The sequence below is a fragment of the Ureibacillus terrenus genome (genome assembly GCF_006569205.1).
GTDB lineage: Bacteria > Bacillota > Bacilli > Bacillales_A > Planococcaceae > Ureibacillus > Ureibacillus terrenus.
Window position 1 is genome coordinate 72,399 of sequence record NZ_VIGD01000007.1, and the last position, 19,471, is coordinate 91,869.

Sequence of the window (19,471 nt, forward strand, 5' to 3'; positions counted from 1 at the left end):
CCTCATTCACCTACACTTTCTCACGGATGTTTTTACCAAATAATCCAGCTGGTTTTAATAGCAAGATCAAGATCAAAATGATGAATGCCGCCGCATCACGCCATAGCGAATATCCCACAGCACTTACAATCGTCTCGACGATGCCCAAAATAAAGCCTCCGACCATCGCTCCCGGAATGCTTCCAATTCCTCCAAGAACCGCCGCGATGAAGGCTTTCAATCCCGGCAGCACTCCCATTAAAGGATCGATTCTTGTATAGTAAGCACCAAAAATTACCCCTGCTGCCCCGGCCAATGCAGAGCCGATGGCAAACGTTGCGGAAATGGTGTTATCAACGTTGATCCCCATCAGTTTTGCCGCATCCGCATCATAAGAAACCGCGCGCATGGCTTTACCTATTTTCGTTTTGTGCACGATAAATTGCAAAAGCACCATAAGAATAACTGTCACTATTAAAATGAAAATAATTTTGTAGTCTAATTTCGCACCTAAAATCTCAATCGTTTTTTCCGGCAATACATTTTTTGGATATGCTTCCGGTGTCGCACCTCTGAAGAAAATCATTGTATATTCGATCAAAAAGGATACCCCGATGGCAGTCGTTAAAGCGGCAATCCGTGTAGCGTTTCTTAAACGTTTATAAGCAACCCTCTCAATGATCACCCCTATGATTGCACACACAATCATTGCTGTAATCAAAGCGGGAATGAAGCCCATTTCCCACCGGGTGATGGCAAAAAATCCGACAAACGCCCCTAACATGAAAACGTCTCCATGGGCGAAGTTAATTAATTTGATAATGCCGTATACCATCGTATATCCCAATGCGATCAGGGCGTAAATGCTCCCCAAAGAAATACCGTTAAAGAGTTGCTGCAACCAATCCATAAATTCACACTCCTTTTATGTAACACTCATGATCAAAATCTGTTGTTCTTTAAAGCTATGACCGACTAATATTTGGAATTTATAATGTGAAAGGGAAAAGGGAGGCGGTGTGCCCCCCTTTTGCGAACATTACGGTTCAATTTTTGTTCTGAACGTTTGTTTACCGTCTTTATATTCCAGAATTGTCGCAGATTTTACAGCATTATGTTTTTCATCCACTGAGAAAGTACCAGTTATAAGCGAAATATCTTTTGTTGCAGCAAGCGCATCTTTAATTTTTTCTCCATCCAAAGAACCGGCGCGCTCAATCGCATCTTTAATGAAGTAAACTGTGTCATATCCGAGAGCGTGGAATGCATTTGGTTTTTCCCCATATTTATCATTAAACGCTTTCACGAAGTCCTGGATTTTTTCATCTGGGTCTTCAGATGAATAGTGGTTTGTAATAAATGTGTTGTTTAGGCTTTCCGCGCCTGCCAATTCCACCAATTTTGGCGAATCCCATCCGTCAGCGCCCATCAATGGAACGTCAATTCCTAATTCGCGGGCTTGTTTAACAATCAGACCGACTTCTTCATAATATCCAGGAATAAAAATAAATTCCGGATTTGTCTTCTTAATGTTTGTCAATGTAGATTTGAAGTCTGTATCTTTGGCAACATACGCTTCTTCTGCAACAACTTTGCCGCCGTTCTTTTCAATCTGCTCTTTGAAGGCTGACGCCAAACCTTTTGCATAATCTGAAGAATTATCGGCAAAGATGGCTACATTTTTAACACCGAGCTCTTCCGTAGCGAAGTTTGCCGCGATAACCCCTTGGAATGGGTCGATGAAGCATGTACGGAATACATATTCGTTGATGGATCCATTTTCATTTTCCGTTACATTTGGAGCTGTACCTGAAGCAGTAACCATTGGAATTTTATTTTGGTTCGCAATTTGTACTGCTGCAAGCACGTTACCGCTTGTCGCAGGCCCAATCATTACGTCCACTTTTTCCTGAGTTGCCAGGCGAAGTGCAGCCGCTGATGATTCCGAGTTTTCTGATTTGTTGTCCACTGCAACTAATTCCACTTTTTTACCGTCAATTCCGCCGTTCTTGTTAATTTCCTCAACGGCAAGTTCTGCGCCTTGCTTGATGGATGAACCGTATGATGCAACATTACCAGTCAACTCAAGGTTTGCCCCGATTTTGATAACATCTTTATCTCCGCCGCCGGAAGATCCGCTGTCTTTGGACTCATTGTTGCCTCCGCAGCCGGCCAAAGCGCCCATCACTAAAGAAGACGCCAAAAATAGAGAGGCAAATTTTTTAAGTTTTTTTGTTTCCTCCATTAATTAATCCCCCCATTACTTGATATTTATAGATATTAGATTTTTCAGAAAATAAATATCTTATTCCAGGGACACTAAAATCATAATTTTCTGAAATATATTCCGCATCTAATATCTATCTTAATTTGTAATTGTTCAGCTTTAAGTATTTTAAAACATTATCTCTATTTAGTCTAGTGTGATTTTTTGGTAAATTTAAATATTTCGAATTATACGAAATATTTGATTATTAATATATTGATTTTATCCAATAAATATACCCTTAATTATCAAATTTTTATATTTTTTCCTTTATGATTCCCTTTATAAAAAATTACAAATTTTTATTATATAAACAAATAAACCCTCTATTTACAAATCCTTTTTTAGAACTATTGCCCTATGCTCTTCAATTCATTGGAGTCCCACTTTTTTTTACTGAGCATACACTATTCAAAGGAATGGAGGGATGAAAATGTACATGTATAATGGCTATCCGTATTATTACGTCTATGTACCTGTTCATTACTATCCAACGTTAAATTATCCTTTATATGCACAACGGTCCCCTCAACAAGCCGCAAGACCGGGCGTACAAGAATTGATTCAACGCATCCGGAGAGAGCACAGCAACCTCTATACACAGCTGGAGCAAGCCGGCGTAAATCCTCAAACAATTGATACTCTTATGTTCTTAACCATTAACTATTTGCGCAATCAGCAAAATTTAAACCGCACTCCTACCCAAATTTACAATCAATTCCAACGCGATAATCCATGGTTCCCGCTTTTTATCCGTTCAATGAATTTCCCAGAAAATACAGTTAACCGTATTTTAATAAGAGTTATTGAATTAGCTTTAGCCTACATTAAAGGAGAAAGCCCGCCTCCAGAACTGGGACCGGAGAAAGGCTGGTCTGATTGGGAAAGTTTAGGGGGGACATTGTTAAGCGCTCCCAGTGCGAGCTCCTGGGGGGCAAACCGTTTAGATGTGTTCGCGAGAGGCAACGATAATGCGCTGTATCATATTTGGTGGGACGGCAACCGTTGGAGCAATTGGGAAAGCCTTGGGGGAGTATTAACTTCGGCTCCCGGTTCAGTCTCCTGGGGTCCTAACCGCATTGATGTTTTTGTGAGAGGCACAGATGATGCTTTGTACCATAAATGGTGGGATGGTACACGCTGGAGCAATTGGGAAAGCCTCGGCGGCACATTGACGAGCGGTCCAAGCGCCTCTTCCCGGAGAAGCAATCAATTAGATGTATTTGTAAGAGGCACAGGAAACCGGTTGTACAAAAGAACTTGGAATGGATCCTATTGGGAGACCTGGGAAGATCTTGGCGGCAACTTAGCATCTGAACCTGCCGCAATTTCCTGGGGACCAAATCGAATCGATGTATTTGCCAGAGGAATGAATAATGATCTGATTCATAAATGGTGGGACGGCAGCCGCTGGAGCGATTGGGAAAGCCTTGGAGGCACATTGACAAGTGCACCGGCAGTCTCTTCGAAACGCCCAAACCATCTTGATGTTTTTGCAAGAGGAGCAGGAAATCGGCTGTTTAAAAGAACTTGGAATGGAACCCGCTGGGAGCCTTGGGTAAGCCTTGGACCGACTCAAATTACAAGCGCACCGGCAGCCGTTTCCTGGGGGCCAAATCGGACAGATGTCTTTGCCAGAGGACAAAACAATGAGTTAATCCATCGATATCAAGAATCTTAAGAACCTGGATAATTGATGCCCTATTAGGCGACAGCACGTTTTGCCTAATAGGGATCTTCTTCTTTGAAGCATTTGCTGCATTCTTGAAACGGACAATCAATTTATCAGAGCGGTCGATATGAAAATGCAGCTGTTAAAACCCTCTTATTCACCTCGTATTCAGTAAAATTCATTTCCCTTGGCAATCCTTTATCCCAATCGAAAGAAACGGATATAATTAGAATGAATTACTGATGGAAAATAACGAACCGGTTCTGGGAGTGAAAATATGACAACAAAAATCTATTTCAATAATGATCGATTCATCGCCGGCATTACTTTAAAAAATGAAGGAGAAGCGGAACAAAATAATATGGCCCTTCATGTTTGCGAAAATCCAGCGGATGTGATTGAAAATCGAAAAAAACTTGCCTGCTTCATCGGCTGCGATCTTCGGCAATTTGTATGCGCCAATCAGACCCATAGCGATCACGTCTACAAAGTGACAGCGCAAGATTGCGGACGGGGAGCATTTTCGTCAGAAACTGCCATTCCGGACACCGATGCCCTTTATACAACAGAACCCAATATCGTCCTATGCACCTTTACAGCCGATTGTGTGCCCGTCATTTTCTATAGTGAAAAAGACGGCATCATCGGCGTGATTCACTCAGGCTGGCAAGGAACCGTAAAGGAAATTACCCGGAAAGTGTTTGGGCATATTCAAACAAACGAGCATTGCAATATGGAAGATTTCCATGTTCACATAGGCACGGCCATCAGCCAGGAAAAGTTTGAGGTTGATGAAGATGTATATGCAAAATTCAAAAATCTCGGATATGCAAACGAATTCATTTATTTTAACGAAAAGACCGGCAAATATCATATCGACAATCAGCAAACCGTCAAAAAACAATGCGAACTGAGCGGCATTCCTTCAGATCAAATTGCCATCGATTCCACATGCACTTTCAAAAATCCACAAGGTTTCTCCTATCGGGAAAATAAAAAAGCCGGACGTCATTTAACATTCATCATGAAAAAAGCATAAAAGAAAAGGGTCCGTCCTGTTCGACGGACCCTTTAGAGTTAGACTGCCGCTTTCTTAAACGCAAATTCTTTGCTCTGATGGGGGCCGGAAAGCATTTGGCTTCCCGGACATCCCCTATTTCGATTTATTGCCGATTGCCTCCAATTCCTTTTTCACAGCTTTGTTTTTTGCTTTTCTGTGTTTAAAGGCTCTTCTTTTCGGATGATCAGACTTTTCAGATTGACCTTTGTAATAGAACTTTCTAAATTTATCAGATAGATTATCAATTACAACATACATGACCGGAACAAATACTAAAGTAAAAATGGTGGAGGATGTTAATCCGAATACAACCACAACGGCCATTGGTTGTTGGTTTTCCGCCCCTTCCCCAATGGCAAGGGCCAACGGAATCATCCCTAATACTGTAGTCAGTGTCGTCATCAAAATCGGGCGCAAGCGGCTTTTCCCCGCTTCCATAATGGCTTCCATCCGCTCCATGTCTTGTCTTCTTAGAATATTGATATATTCAACAAGCAATATACCGTTGTTTACAACAATACCCGCAAGCATTATAACCCCGATAAATGCAGGTAAACTGAAAGGCAATCCCGTTATGAGCAGCCCTAAAACGATTCCGATTGCCATCGTTGGAACAGAGAACATGATGATCAGCGGATACGAAAAAGATTCAAATTGAACAGCCATCACCATGTATACAAGGAATATTCCCAAAGCCAAGACCAAAGCCAATTGGATGAAGGATTCCATCATTGTTTCCACTTCTCCGCCGATGGAAATTTCATATCCATCCGGCAAATGCAGTTGTTCCAGTTTCTCTTCAATCTCTTGGGAAACCGTTCCTAAATCCCGCCCCATAACATCGCTTGTGACGTTAATGGTGCGCTCCTGATTATTGCGCATAATTTGCGAAGGCCCTTGCACGATTTTTAACTCCGCAACAGCGGAAAGCGGAATATTTTCCCCCTGATTATTCCGGACTACAAATGCTTCCAGATCACGGACGGATTGTTTTTGGGAATCGGGCAATGTTACCCTGACATCATATTCGTGGCCGCCTTCTTTATACAAAGTGGCCACTTGACCATTAAACGCAACATTAATTTCGTTCATAATCTGCTGATAGCTTAATCCGTAAGCAGAGGCAAGGTCTCTATTCACAACCACTTGCACTTCCGGACTTCCTTCTTCGACGGTGCTTTCCACATTCAATGTGCCTTCAATTTCTTCCAACATCCATACAACTTGCTGGCTCAAGTCTTTCAGAACATCCAGGTTGTCTCCGGAAATGGAAATCGTGATTGGCGAACCGGTCGACATTTCATAATCGTTTTGTGAAACCGTGATTTCCGCTCCTGGAATATCACTTACCAAATCGCTTATTTCAGCGACAAATTCATCGGTCGTCATATCCCTGTCCGAAGGACCAACCAGTTTGATCATGTAGGAGGCAGTGTTTTTGCTGCCTGCCATGATTCCGTTATTAGAACCGCCGATATTGACATAACTCACGTCGATAATGTCTTCAAATTTTTTTAACCGTTGATCGATTTCATTTACAACCGCTTCCGTTTCTTCCAATTGCGCACCATTTTCCAAAGTTGCATTAATGGAAACTTGTCCGCTATCCGTGGACGGCATCAGTTCCATTCCCACCACCGGGATTAAAGCCAAACTGCCGATAAAAACAACGGAAACAATGGAAATGACAGTTTTTCTTCTATGTAAGGCTTTTTCCAGCACTCTTCCATAAACATTTTTCACCTTGCTCAAAAAGCGGTTAAAGAAATAGGTTGCATCATCTTCCAATGAAATTTGAACATTTCGCATAAATTGAGTGGACAGCATCGGAACCAGTGTGATTGCAGCAATCAATGATGCTGTCAAAGAAAACACAACCGTCAATGCAAGCGGACGGAAAATCTGAGCCGTAAGTCCTTCCACGAATACGACAGGAACGAATACAACAGCAGTCGTCAGTGTCGAAGCGATGACGGCAGGACCCAATTCGGATGCCCCTTCAAATGCCGCATCTTTAATGGACAATCCTTCTGACCGCTTCTTGTATATGTTTTCCAATATCACGATGGAACTGTCGACCATCATCCCGATTCCGAGGGCAAGTCCCCCCATGGATATAATATTTAACGTTTCGCCGGTAAAATACATCAGGATAAAGGTACTGATGATTGAAATCGGCATCGAAACGGCAATGACGAGCGTCGCTTTTACACTTCTTAAGAACAGCAGCAAAATGATGGCCGCCAAGGTTCCCCCGACAATCATGTTGCTGATGACCGAGTCTATGGAAGAAGTGATATAGACCGATGTATCCAAAATGGTTTTCACTTCGATGCCTTGATTTTTATATTTTTCATTTAATTCCTTGATGACTTTTTGTACTTCTTCCGCCGTTTCAACAGAGTTTGCATCTGATTGTTTCATGATGGTGAAAACCAATGTATCTTCGCCATTCACCCGGGAAATCGCCGATACTTCTTTAAAAGTGTCTTCGACTTCCGCTACATCTTTTAGGCGAACCGTATCGCCGCTATTTAAAGGAATTAAGGTATTCTCAATATCGGCAATGGATGTATATTCTCCCACAACACGCAATTGGACATCCTGATTTCCTTGTTCAACGGTTCCCGCTGAAATGGTGCGGTTTTCCGCCTGCAATGCGGCGATGACTTGATTGCCTGTAATACCTAAAGTCTTCAGCATTGCCTGATTAAGATTGACCCGGATTTCCCTTTCTTTCCCGCCGGAAATGGCAGCGGAAGCCACACCCGGTGCCCGTTCAAGCGCCGGTTGAACATCAGATTCCGCAATTGCTTGCAGCTTCTCCAAATTTTTCCCTGAAAGGCTGACAATCATAATCGGAGCCGCATTCGGATCCAGCCGCATAACCATTGGATCATTTGCTCCATCCGGAAGCATATCGGAAATCTGGTCAACCTTTTCTCTTACATCGATCAATGCTTCATCTATATCCCGATCATAATCAAACATCATGAGCACCAAGGAAGCGCCTTGGTTCGAAACCGACTGGAGCGTATCGATCCCTTCCACAGTACTCACAGCCGTTTCGATAGGTTTTGAAATTAATTCTTCCACCTCTTGGGGAGCAGCCCCCTGGTAACTTGTAGCGATTACCGCCACCGGCAAATCCATTTTAGGGAACAGTTCCACCTTTAAATCCCTTAATGAAATAAAACCAAGTATAATTGCGCAAATCACAAACATGATGACGCCCACTGGACGTTTAATTGAGATGTTTACTAACTTCAATCTCTACTCCTCCTCCACAATCCGGACTTTATTACCGTCATCGAGGAGGTTCTGGCCACTGATGACTACCTTTTCATTTTCTTCAAGTTTTCCAACTACAGCCACCAAATCGGTGCCATATTTGAGAATCTCCACTTCCCTTTCTTCGGCTTTTCCGTTGGAAACGACAAATACCACGGTTTTTCCTTCTTTTTGTATCACTGCCTCCACAGGAACGATAAGGGAGTCAGCTTGTTTTATTTCTTTCACAATCACTGAAGCAATCATACCCGGGCGGATTTGTTGATCTTTATTTTCGATTTCTAAATCCACAGTAAATAAACCAAATCCTGAACCTACGCTTGATACATAAGTGACGGTTCCTTTATATGTTCCGGCCAAACCCGCGACCTTCACATCCAGCTCGTCGCCTTCATGAAAGCTGGACAACTGATTGGATGTAATTTTAACCGTTAATTTCATTAAATCTTTTGAAACAATCTTTGCAAAAGGATTGGCATTGGATGCCAATTCCCCCACTTTCCCATTGATTTCGGTAACTTCTCCATTAATCGGCGCCCGAATGACTTTATTATTCAATTGTTCCATCGCGGAATCCAAAGCCAGTTGGGCCTGCTCCACTTGGATTTGCGCTTGTTGCACCGCTACATCCGCATCCTTTATGGCAGTCTGCGCCATATTCACATTAGCCTGTGCTTGTTCCACCGCTGCTTCTTGCATTTTAATGCCTTCTGTTTCACTGGTTCTTTTTGATAGTTCAGCTTGTTCCAGGGCAATTTTTGCGCTCTTTTCAGCACTTTGTGCATTTTCGTACTCTTGGAGGGATATTTTTCTTGAATAATACAAAGATTTCATTCGTTCCAAATTCTTTTTTGCCTGTTGATAAGCATTTCTGGCATTTTGAACTTGATAATCCAAATTTTGTATGTTATCGATTGCTTGTTGCAGCGATGCTTGCGCAGACTTTAGGGAGGCTTGGGCTTGCATATAGCTGTTTTCGGCTCTTTCCCTTCCGTTTTGAGCGCTCTGCAAGTTCGCTTGGGCTTGTTCTAGACTTTTTTGCTGTTGTTCAACCATGTTTCTCTCGGTTGTATCATCAAGCTGGGCAATCACGTCTCCCTTTTTGACTTTATCTCCTTTCTTCACATAAATGGCTGTGATTTCCCCAACAGCTTTCGGCAATACGGCCACTTCATTTTCAGCCGATATGGTGCCTGTCAATGCATTGTCATCTGTTAACGTGCCGAAAGTGACCTTGGCAACCTTTACCGGTATTTCCGTTTCAGGAACCTTTGATTTTTCATCCTTATCATTGCATCCTGCTAATAAAAGGAATGATAACAAAACAAAAAGGGTCCCTTTGATCCCTTTTTTCATCATCTATGAATGCCTCCTTACTTAAAGCGCGGAAAAATTCGAAATCTTCTTTCTGTTTTTTTGTGGAATGGAGCGGCTGTTATTGATGCATTGAAAGTCCGTACCCACGCAGCATCAAAATGCAACTTTTTCTTCTTGGAAGCCCGCGCTTCTATTAAATTTTAAAAATTTACCCTTTCCCTTCATTATCTTTCAATAAAACTAAAAAAACAATTGCTAGTTTTTGACCATTTTGTTTCCGGAAATCTTTTCTTATCCTGTTCAATCGTAATAAAAGCTTCCGAAAGATCCTCTGAAAAATACGGAATCCGACGCTTTAAAAGAATCCGCCGTTGAGAAGCTTGAGAATCTATGAAATTATAACAAGACACCGAAAAATGATGGACTTTCTTTTTTCTTCCGCATATGAAATAGCAAACCGGCACATATATTGCAATATAAAAAAATTTGGGAGGAGGCCTCCAACTGAGAATTCATGTAGTGCAGCACGATGACTCCATCTGGAAATTGGCGAATATGTACCATACAAGCATGAACGCCATCATTCAGCTGAACCAGCTTCCGAATCCAAATCAATTGCTTATTGGTCAAGCGTTGGTCATTCCGGATACGACAACTCCCCACATTATTCAATATGGAGATACCTTATGGAAACTGGCAAATACTTATGGGGTATCCGTCCAAGCTATCCAACAGGCGAATCCGTCCATAAATCCATACAATTTAATTCCTGGCACCATCCTATACATTCCGCCCCGGTTGCATATGGTGCAGCCAGGAGAATCCCTTTGGTATATCGCCGCTCTATACGGAACAACCATCGAAGCCATTTTGAAACAAAACGGCATCCGAAATCCTGATATGATCTATCCTGGAATGATGCTCGTCGTCCCGAGACAAAAGCCATCTATTGAAGTCAACGCCTACTCTTATCAGCAAGATGCAGCCGGTGCGAAATCCGTCAATGAAGTCGGGAGCCTGCTGACATATTTCACTCCTTTCGCTTACATGATTAAAGAGGATGCCACATTGGTTCCTTTTGCGGATGAATTAATGCTCAGGGCCGCAAATGCTCAACGGGCAACCCCGATGATGTCCATCAATAATTTTACTTCGACAAGCACCGGTTCCAACTTGGCACATCTCATTTTATCCAATCAGGACTTAAGGGAAAAATTGATCAACAATTGTTTGCAAGTGATGGAAGAAAAAGGATATAAAGGATTGAACATCGATTTTGAATATGTGCTGCCGGAAGATCGGGAAAACTATAATGCATTTTTGCAACAAGCAACCGACCGCTTGCATGAAAAGGGGTACTTCATTTCAACAGCGGTTGCGCCAAAGACGAGCGGAGAACAGGAAGGGCTGCTTTATACCGCCCATGACTATGAAGCCCATGGGCGTATTGTGGATTTTGTCATTTTAATGACTTACGAATGGGGATGGAGAGGGGCTGCGCCGCAAGCGATTTCACCAATTCATCAAATGCGGCGGGTAGTGGAATATGCGGTGTCCGTCATTCCCCGGGAAAAAATATATTTAGGTTTTCAGATATATGCAAGGGACTGGAAAATCCCGCACATTCAAGGTGCATCTGCCGATACCTACAGCCCACAGGAAGCAATCCGCCGCGCAACACGCTACAAATCTCAAATTTATTATGATGAGATCGCCCAGTCGCCATATTTCCGCTATGTGGATGAAAACGGCCAAGCCCATGAAGTATGGTTTGAAGATGCAAGAAGCGCTGTCGCGAAATTTCTTTTGGCCATCGAATTCAACTTGCGGGGAATCAGTTACTGGGCCTTGGGATACCCGTTCCCTCAAAACTGGGCATTGTTGGGGGATTATTTTGATATCCGCAAATTTTGATGAGCATTCTAAAATTGGCAGTACAAACATACTATAATTGTTTGTGCTGCTATTTTTATGGGCTGCGTCAAATCATGAATTTTCAAAAAGTATACCTACTAAAAATACAAAAGTTACAAAATTTCTAAACTTTTTAGCTAAAAAAAGGAAATTTTCATGAATTTTGTTTCTAATTTTTGCGTAAAAAAATTAATAACCCTATAATAAAAAATAAATTAACGAAATAATTAAAAAATTAACGACGGATTTACGAATCTCTAACATCTGAAGAAATGATCTTGGGTATCTTCGAAAGATGGAGGGGTGAATATGAAGAAGAAAAAAGCAATTGTCTATTGCGAGGGTCAATTTGGCTCCATGGATGGAAAAACCGCGAACGGCCTTATTCGAGATCCTGGATATTACGATATCGTCGCTGTGATTGACAGTACAAAAAGCGGACTTGATTCTGGGGAATATCTCGATGGAGTCAAAAACGGTATTCCTTTATGCAAAAACCTCGAAGAAGCTTTATCGATTTCCGATGAAAAACCAACACATTTTATCCTCGGAATTGCCCCCGGTGATGCCTTTTTAAAAGATCAAGAAAGATCTGTCATATTTGAAGCCATGAAAGCCGGTTTAAATATCATTAATCCACTTCAAGAATTCCTTACTGAAGATGAAGAGATGATGAATGCCGCCAAAAAATACAATGTAACGATTCGCGATATCCGAAAACCGAAACCGAAAAAAGAATGGACGTTATTTACAGGCGGAATATTAAAAATCGATACACCTATCATTGCAGTATTAGGTACTGACAGCGCATGCGGAAAACGTACAACCGCGAAAATCCTCGAAAAGGGCTTCAGAAAGCGCGGTTATAACCCTGTCTTTATTGCTACCGGACAAACCGGTCTGATTCAAGGTGCGGAATACGGTTTTGCTATGGATGCCTTCCCGCTCCAATATTTGATCGGGGAATTGGAAAGGGAAATATTGAGAGCGCAAAAAAATGAAAATCCGGACATTATTATCGTGGAAGGTCAAGGTGCGGTCAGCCATCCAGCCTATATCAGTTCATGCGGTATTTTAAGAGGTGCAAGACCTAAGGCAATCATCTTGCAACATCCTCCGAAACGGAAAATGTTGGGCGATTTCCCGTTTATTCCAATGCCGGATGTGCAAGAAGAAATCGACTTAATTGAACATTTCGGAAAAACAAAAGTGATCGCCATCACAATAAACCATGAGAATATGACAGATGAAGAAATTGATCAAACCATCGAGGAATACGAAGAAAAATATCACTTGCCTGTTAGCGATGTGTTGAAAAAAGGGGAAGACAAAATCATCGATGCAATCATTGATTTCTTCCCGTCTTTAAAAGCAAAAGAAAAGGTCGTGAGCTCATGATGAAACTGAAACCGTTGCCTCGAATTGAAATCAATCTTGATAAAATTCAACACAACGCTAAGATATTAAAATATTTATGCGAATCGAAGGGCGTGGGAGTGACAGGGGTCGTAAAAGGAGTCTGCGCCGATTTGCAAATCGTCAATGCTTTTGTCCAGGCAGGAATCACCAGACTGGCCGTATCCAAAACGATTCATTTGGAAAAATTAAAAAAGGCAAAAATCAATGCAACCTTAATTTTGCTTCGAACACCTGGCCTTTCGGAAGTCCACAATGTCGTGAAATATGCGGATATCAGCATGAACTCTGAAATTGAGGTAATACGTGCCCTTTCAAACGAAGCCATCAAACAAGGAAAAATCCATAAGATTATGATTATGGTAGAAATGGGAGATCTTCGCGAAGGGGTTATGCCAAAGGATCTGCCAGAATTTATCAGTGAAGTCATGGAACTCCCAGGAATCGAAATTGCCGGTATCGGAACAAACTTTGCTTGTTTTGGAGGCGTATTGCCGACAGAGGATAAAATGAGGGAATTCTCAACCCTTGTAGAGCAAATCAGAAAGCAATTTTCTTTGGAACTTCCGATTGTCTCCGGCGGAAACTCCGCGAATCTAAAATGGCTATTTGAAACGAAAAATACCGGTGCCATTAACGATATACGCCTTGGAGAATCGATTCTGTTGGGAAGGGAAACTGCAGAAGGCGGAATCATACCGAATCTTTATCAAGACACATTTAAATTTGTTGCGGAAGTCATCGAAGTAAAACAAAAACCTTCTGCCCCCTATGGCTTTCGAGGCAAAAACGGTTTTGGCGAATCGATTGAATTCCAAGACCATGGATGGATGAACCATATCCTTGTCGGCGTTGGAAGGCAAGATGTGTTTGTCCCAGGATTAGTGCCTATGAAACCTTTAAAAATCCTTGGGGCAACAAGTGACCATATCGTAATAGATGGAAAAAATATCCATTTGAAAGTAGGAGATGAGGTTACTTTTACTCCAAACTATGCAGCTATTCTTTCGTTGATGACATCTCCGTACATTCATAAAACATATATACAATTCAAAGGAAGCAAATCTGAAAAACAAGGAAATGTTTACAGTATTTACAAACAACGAATTATACCCCGACAATAGTCGCACTTGGGATGCCGCCTTTCGGATGCGGCATCCCGTTTATTTTTCCTCCAAAACAAGCATGTCTTATTAAAATAAACTTTATTTATTATATTATTCCATTCCCTCCTGCAATTAATCCTGTTCCGATTGTGATAAAAAAGATGCATCTTCCCATATTAAAATTACCTGGACAAAAAGGAGGGATACCATGGGAAGAGATAACCAGCCCCAAAAAAATTCAAAGAATGCCCACTCTTTTCCGCAGACACCGAAGCAACAAATGATCCCAGCCCATCGTGTGAATGAAGAATTTTCACGCGAACTTTCAGAATTGGAAAAATTAGTATTGAAAAGAAGAGCAAAAATAAAAAAATAATATCATGCTTTTTGTGGAATTCTCAACAAAACACAGGAAAGGGAATTCCACTTTTTTTAAATTTTTCATAAAATGGATATACTGATCAAAAACGTTTGAGGAAGTGGATGATGAAGGGTATCAGTTGTTTGATGGTTTTTGGATTGATCATCGCCATTCTAAATATGTTTGATGGACTGGCTACTAATTATGGATTAACAAACCATTATATCGAGGAAGTTAATCCTGTTATGCGGCTTATAGCCGAAATAAGCCCGGCCTTGTTTATAGGAGTTAAACTTTCCCTTTCTCTGCTCATTTTGATCGTTTCGTATCTTGTTTATAAAAGCGGCAACTGCAGCAGCAAAAGCCTCTTTCAAAAGTTTTTTCTTTATTCTTTGGTTGGTGTAACGGCCCTCTATGCCGGGGTTTTTTGTCTTCATATTTATTGGTTATCCATCTCCGGATCATTTTAAGTATGCAACAAAATTTTCCTTCCACACGTCTATTAGTGTTTCCCGAAACAGTTTATTTAATTTGGCAGTCGGATCTTTCTTCCCGGCATACATAAGCTTCACCGTATCGCTAAGCCAATCCAGCTCCTTCCGGATATATTCATTTAATACCGGATCCGGCTGCATGCTTTTCCGCTCATCACCGTGAATTTTGGCGGCCGCTAATTGTTCCAGTTCGTTGCCCAATTGGCTGTCCAACTTCACACGTTCCAGCAATTCACGAAAGTCCACCGGCGGAATTTCATTGAATTGCACAATCCATTTACTTGCCAGCAATGAACGGAAAGCATATAGGTAATTTTTCAGTTTTGCCTCTTTACCATGAAGGGATGCATAATTCTTTTTTGCAATTTGTATGTAATGGGAGAGCACCGATTTTGGATGAAAAACATCTTTTTCCAATCGCCGTAATTTGGCAATAAATTGATCGTGCTCCACATATACCGCCTTGCTTCTTATCCATTCTAAAATGGCAGGGTTGCTTTTCCGGAAAAGTCTCAATGCTTTCGTGATTTCCCAACCGCTTATATCCAATTGATCGCTGATCGGCAATTCAATGACATCCCGCCGATGCGGGTCGATGGAAAGATACCAATCCAAAGGATGTATATAAACAAACCTGACATCGTAATCACTTTCTCTGGATGCAAGCCCCCATGCCCTGCTGCCGGATTCGACCGCAAATAGCACTTTTACCTGATAAGTTTGTTCAATTTCTTTTAATTTTGTGCGGATTTTCTCTTCCATATCAATCAACTCCTTAAAAAAAATGGGGACTATATGATGAGTCCCCATAAATCAATTCAGCGTTTCGGTCTGAACGTCTTGCAGCACGTTTCTTCAGAAGTTTTCGCTTTCTCCTCAACTTCTCGGAAGTCGATTTCTGAACCAAACTCGGAAGACCGGTCTTTTGAATCCGTATCAATCAGTATTTTCTCTGCGCCGCAAATATTCCCTTTCCTGTGGAAATAACAATTGGAGACGGTACAATTGACTTCTACATTCGGCATAGCAATCCTCCTTCGTTGAAATAAAATGAGAAAAGGCATGACCTTTCTCAATAAGTATTTTGTACACTCTGCAAGTCGTTTATTTTCTTTAATTACTAGGTTGAAAGTAAATTATTGACACCGGAGTATTTAGTAAAAAAACTATGGAGGAAATCGCCATATCCTTCAATGATCGCTTTTTTGATTGCCATGCCGTTGATTGGTTAACTCCACGGGAATCTTTCGGCCAATATCCATGCCACAGCTGCTCACTTTTGTTTCATAAGCCAAAATTTCCACCCCGTGTCTTGAAGCTTGCACCAATGCATCCGCAAAATCGGGGTCTGTATAGCGATTGGGAGCAAAGCATCTGCAGCCTTCCATTTGGATGATAAATAACAAAATTCCTTTATAGCCTTCTTTCCCCGCTTTCACCAGCTCCCATATATGTTTTGTGCCCCTCGATGTGGGAGCATCCGGAAAGAGGGCAATCCCATTTTTTTCTAATGTTACGCCTTTTACTTCAATAAATCCTTTCTCGCTTTTTGTTTCAAAATAGAAATCAAACCGTGAATCATGATATTTCACTTCTTTTTTCAATAATTGAATTTGTTTCAATTCGGCAATTCTTCCTTCCCGAATCGCTTCATATGCCACTGCATTGGGTGCTTGGGAATCAATGTTGACCCACCGTCCATCTTTTTTTACCGCAATCAGGGAATATTTCGTTTTCCGATTTGGTTGATGGCTTTCTTCCAAAATCACCTCCGCCCCCTGCAGCAATAATTCCCTTAAACGGCCTGTGTTTTTGACATGAACCCGTTCTTTTTGTCCGTTCAAATACACTTCGGCTACAAATCTGTTTAATCGTTGGGAAAATGTCCCTTTTTTCAAATGATGGTAGATCATTCAATTTCACATCCAAATTCTTTTCCAAGGTTAATCTAATAAAAAATGTACCAGAATTCCTTGATGGAATCTGGTACTAAACATGTTTCATCATCTATTCATGTTTTATGATTGGATTGTTTCCAATTCTTTTTGAATATTTTCTTTTCCTAAACCTAAAATTTCATCTGTGAAATCTTGAACTTTTCTGAATAAATCAGGGTTGTCCAACAATTTTTGGCCATAGGATGGAATCATTTCTTTAATTTTTCCTTCCCATTTTTTCATTTCTTCTGGGAAGCAGCGGTTGATCACATCAAGCATTACTTTTACTGCTGTAGAAGCGCCTGGTGAAGCACCCAACAACGCTGCAACTGTACCATCGGATGAAGTGATTACTTCCGTACCGAATTGTAATGTACCTTTGCCGCCTGTTTCAGTATCTTTGATTACTTGCACACGTTGACCGGCAATAATGATTTCCCAATCTTCGCTTTTTGCTGTTGGAACGAATTCGCGCAATTCGTTGATGCGCTGTTCTTTTGTTAACAGCAATTGTCCGATTAAATATTTTGTCAACGGAACATTTTTCGCACCGCAAGCAAGCAATGTAACGATGTTGTTCGGCTTGATGGATGCAAATAAATCCATGTAAGAACCTGTTTTCAAGAACTTAGGCGAGAATCCCGCAAATGGTCCGAACAATAGAGATTTTTGTCCATCAATATAACGGGTATCCAAATGCGGAACAGACATTGGAGGCGCTCCAACTTTTGCTTTACCATATACTTTGGCATGATGCTTTTTAATCACTTCAGGATTTTTGCATACCAAGAATAGACCGCTTACAGGGAAGCCGCCAATGTGCTTGCTTTCAGGGATTCCTGTATCTTGAAGCAGATGCAAGCTTCCTCCGCCCGCACCGATAAAGACGAAGTCAGCAGTGACATATTTCATCTTAATGCCATCTAAATCGTGAACTTTAAGTTCCCAACGGTTGTCTTTTGTGCGTTTAATCCCTTCTACCATATGATTATAGTATACATTTACGCCTTGGTTTTGCAGATGCTGAACTAAGATGCGCGTTAATGCCCCGAAGTTCACGTCCGTACCTGAATCAATTTTTGTAGCTGCAATCGGCTCTTTAATTTCACGTTGTTCCATCATCAAAGGAATCCATTCTTTTAATTTTTCCGGATCATCCGTGAACTCCATGCCTTCGAACAGATGTAATTTTGAAAGCGCTTCAAAGCGTTTTTTCAAGAAGGCAACATCTTTTTCCCCTGTAACGAAACTCAAATGAGGCAATGGCATAACAAATTCTTTAGGATCTTTGATCAAATTATTTTTTACAAGGTAAGCCCAGAATTGTTTAGAGATTTGGAACTGTTCATTTACGTTGATCGCTTTGGAAATATCGATGGAGCCGTCAGGTTTTTCCACTGTGTAGTTGAGTTCGCACAATGCAGCGTGTCCTGTACCCGCATTGTTCCATTCATTGGAACTTTCTTCGCCTGCTTTATCCAATTTTTCGTAAATCGTGATCTCCCAGTCCGGAGCAAGCTCTTTTAGTAACGTTCCCAAAGTTGCACTCATGATTCCGGCACCGATTAATACGACATTCTTTTTAGTTTGACTGCTACTCATTTTATAACCATCCTTATCTCCCCTATTTTTTCAAAAAGTGTGAAGACTTAAAAAAGTCAACACCTTTTTGGACATGCATATTAACCTTATTATAGTATAACACTTTTAATTTGAGATTTAAATATTATATCTATGCTCCAGAAAGTGAAATTCTGCATGAACAGACAAAATTTTTTGTTCAACATTTACCTGAATACGAAAATTCTTTCTTTAATAATTTAGAAATATTATTTACTGATTTGAGGCAAATATAAGTTTGTTAATTAACGAAATATTTGGAAATTTCCAGTTTTAATTATGTCAATATAACATTCCTCCCTTCATCTGAATGGTAAAAAGAACTAAGTTACTTATTTCACATTTCCTTTTTAAGTATCTCAATAAAATATTTTAAAATTCTGGCAGTTAACCCCCAAATCGTATACTGCCGGTAATCATAAAACCACTCTTCTATTTCTCTCATTCTCCACTGGTATTCCTTCCCGTTCACAATTTTTTCATAAGGAAAATCCTTTGGAGGAATAAATTTTATTTTTACTAAATGAGAATACGGCTCGTAATTGAGAAGCCACTTGATCGGGACGGTAAAAATCTCTTCCACTTCTTCCTTATTATAAGGAAGACGAAGAATGTCATCCTTTAGCGCTGCAACATAGGGATAAATAACAAAAGAAGGAGAAGTGACGAGAGGACTTAATTCGCCTATTACATGAATCTTTCTCCGATCAATACCCAATTCCTCATGGGTTTCTCTCAAAGCCGCTTCTAACGGGGATTCGTCTGTTTCATCGACCCTGCCTCCCGGAAAGCTGATGTCCCCGGGCTGCTTTCTCAAGCTGAATGAACGGACCTCAAAAAGAATGTGCCATTCCCCATTGACTTGAACAATCGGCAACAGTACGGCTGAACGATAGGCTTCTTCTTCGCCGATAAACCGAAATCGTTGTTCCCCCAGCTTTTTCTTTAATTGTTCCAAAAACATGAAATCTCCCTTTCTCCCCCATTCACTAGGTTTTCAACGTGATTATAGGCCGCAATTTGAGGTGGTGCTTGTTT

General features: G+C 41.1%; 16 protein-coding genes. 7 read left to right on the forward strand and 9 right to left on the reverse strand.

Annotated features, from left to right (window positions below; genetic code table 11):
* Positions 1–10 precede the first annotated feature (10 nt).
* Together FKZ59_RS06945 and FKZ59_RS06950 are read right to left on the reverse strand one after the other, a co-directional pair.
* Positions 11–889 carry a branched-chain amino acid ABC transporter permease gene (locus tag FKZ59_RS06945; RefSeq protein ID WP_141602030.1) on the reverse strand — a complete coding sequence of 293 codons (879 nt, stop codon included), beginning with the start codon at positions 887–889 and terminating at the stop codon, positions 11–13.
* A 129-nt stretch (positions 890–1,018) separates the two neighbouring features.
* On the reverse strand, positions 1,019–2,224 hold the full coding sequence (locus tag FKZ59_RS06950; RefSeq protein ID WP_141602031.1) for an ABC transporter substrate-binding protein: 1,206 nt from the start codon (positions 2,222–2,224) through the stop codon (positions 1,019–1,021).
* A 454-nt stretch (positions 2,225–2,678) separates the two neighbouring features.
* Between FKZ59_RS06950 and FKZ59_RS06955 the strand changes: the two genes are divergently transcribed.
* Complete coding sequence (locus FKZ59_RS06955; protein ID WP_181733219.1) at positions 2,679–3,926, forward strand: DUF346 domain-containing protein; 1,248 nt, start codon at positions 2,679–2,681, stop codon at positions 3,924–3,926.
* 268 nt (positions 3,927–4,194) lie between these two features.
* Entirely contained in the window at positions 4,195–4,956 is a 762-nt protein-coding gene (gene pgeF / locus FKZ59_RS06960) for a peptidoglycan editing factor PgeF (protein ID WP_141602032.1), read from the forward strand.
* A gap of 114 nt (positions 4,957–5,070) precedes the next feature.
* On the opposite strand, the gene FKZ59_RS06965 is transcribed toward pgeF, so the two are convergent.
* Together FKZ59_RS06965 and FKZ59_RS06970 are read right to left on the reverse strand one after the other, a co-directional pair.
* On the reverse strand, positions 5,071–8,247 hold the full coding sequence (locus FKZ59_RS06965; RefSeq protein WP_141602033.1) for an efflux RND transporter permease subunit: 3,177 nt from the start codon (positions 8,245–8,247) through the stop codon (positions 5,071–5,073).
* A 3-nt stretch (positions 8,248–8,250) separates the two neighbouring features.
* A complete protein-coding gene (locus FKZ59_RS06970; protein ID WP_141602034.1) occupies positions 8,251–9,627 on the reverse strand; it encodes an efflux RND transporter periplasmic adaptor subunit in 1,377 nt (458 codons plus the stop codon).
* Between the two features lie 462 nt (positions 9,628–10,089).
* On the opposite strand from FKZ59_RS06970, the gene FKZ59_RS06975 reads away from it, so the two are divergent.
* From FKZ59_RS06975 to FKZ59_RS06995, 5 genes are all read left to right on the forward strand, one after another.
* Entirely contained in the window at positions 10,090–11,499 is a 1,410-nt protein-coding gene (locus FKZ59_RS06975) for a glycoside hydrolase family 18 protein (protein ID WP_141602103.1), read from the forward strand.
* 309 nt (positions 11,500–11,808) lie between these two features.
* The gene (locus tag FKZ59_RS06980; RefSeq protein ID WP_141602035.1) at positions 11,809–12,897 is read left to right on the forward strand and encodes a DUF1611 domain-containing protein; all 1,089 of its coding nucleotides are present in this window, start codon (positions 11,809–11,811) and stop codon (positions 12,895–12,897) included.
* Positions 12,897–14,039 carry an alanine/ornithine racemase family PLP-dependent enzyme gene (locus FKZ59_RS06985; RefSeq protein ID WP_141602104.1) on the forward strand — a complete coding sequence of 381 codons (1,143 nt, stop codon included), beginning with the start codon at positions 12,897–12,899 and terminating at the stop codon, positions 14,037–14,039. The genes FKZ59_RS06980 and FKZ59_RS06985 overlap by 1 nt, the downstream gene beginning before the upstream one ends.
* A gap of 190 nt (positions 14,040–14,229) precedes the next feature.
* Entirely contained in the window at positions 14,230–14,397 is a 168-nt protein-coding gene (locus tag FKZ59_RS06990) for a YfhD family protein (RefSeq protein ID WP_141602036.1), read from the forward strand.
* A 107-nt stretch (positions 14,398–14,504) separates the two neighbouring features.
* A complete protein-coding gene (locus FKZ59_RS06995) occupies positions 14,505–14,852 on the forward strand; it encodes a DUF5658 family protein (protein WP_220125034.1) in 348 nt (115 codons plus the stop codon).
* On the opposite strand, the gene FKZ59_RS07000 is transcribed toward FKZ59_RS06995, so the two are convergent.
* From FKZ59_RS07000 to FKZ59_RS07020, 5 genes are all read right to left on the reverse strand, one after another.
* The gene (locus FKZ59_RS07000; RefSeq protein ID WP_141602038.1) at positions 14,844–15,638 is read right to left on the reverse strand and encodes a nucleotidyltransferase domain-containing protein; all 795 of its coding nucleotides are present in this window, start codon (positions 15,636–15,638) and stop codon (positions 14,844–14,846) included. The two genes, FKZ59_RS06995 and FKZ59_RS07000, sit on opposite strands and share 9 nt — an antisense overlap.
* A gap of 56 nt (positions 15,639–15,694) precedes the next feature.
* Positions 15,695–15,901 carry a DUF1540 domain-containing protein gene (locus tag FKZ59_RS07005; protein WP_141602039.1) on the reverse strand — a complete coding sequence of 69 codons (207 nt, stop codon included), beginning with the start codon at positions 15,899–15,901 and terminating at the stop codon, positions 15,695–15,697.
* 165 nt (positions 15,902–16,066) lie between these two features.
* A complete protein-coding gene (gene sfsA / locus FKZ59_RS07010) occupies positions 16,067–16,789 on the reverse strand; it encodes a DNA/RNA nuclease SfsA (protein WP_141602040.1) in 723 nt (240 codons plus the stop codon).
* Between the two features lie 105 nt (positions 16,790–16,894).
* Positions 16,895–18,415 carry a malate:quinone oxidoreductase gene (locus FKZ59_RS07015; protein ID WP_141602041.1) on the reverse strand — a complete coding sequence of 507 codons (1,521 nt, stop codon included), beginning with the start codon at positions 18,413–18,415 and terminating at the stop codon, positions 16,895–16,897.
* Between the two features lie 355 nt (positions 18,416–18,770).
* On the reverse strand, positions 18,771–19,397 hold the full coding sequence (locus FKZ59_RS07020) for an NUDIX hydrolase (RefSeq protein WP_141602042.1): 627 nt from the start codon (positions 19,395–19,397) through the stop codon (positions 18,771–18,773).
* Between the last annotated feature and the right edge of the window lie 74 nt (positions 19,398–19,471).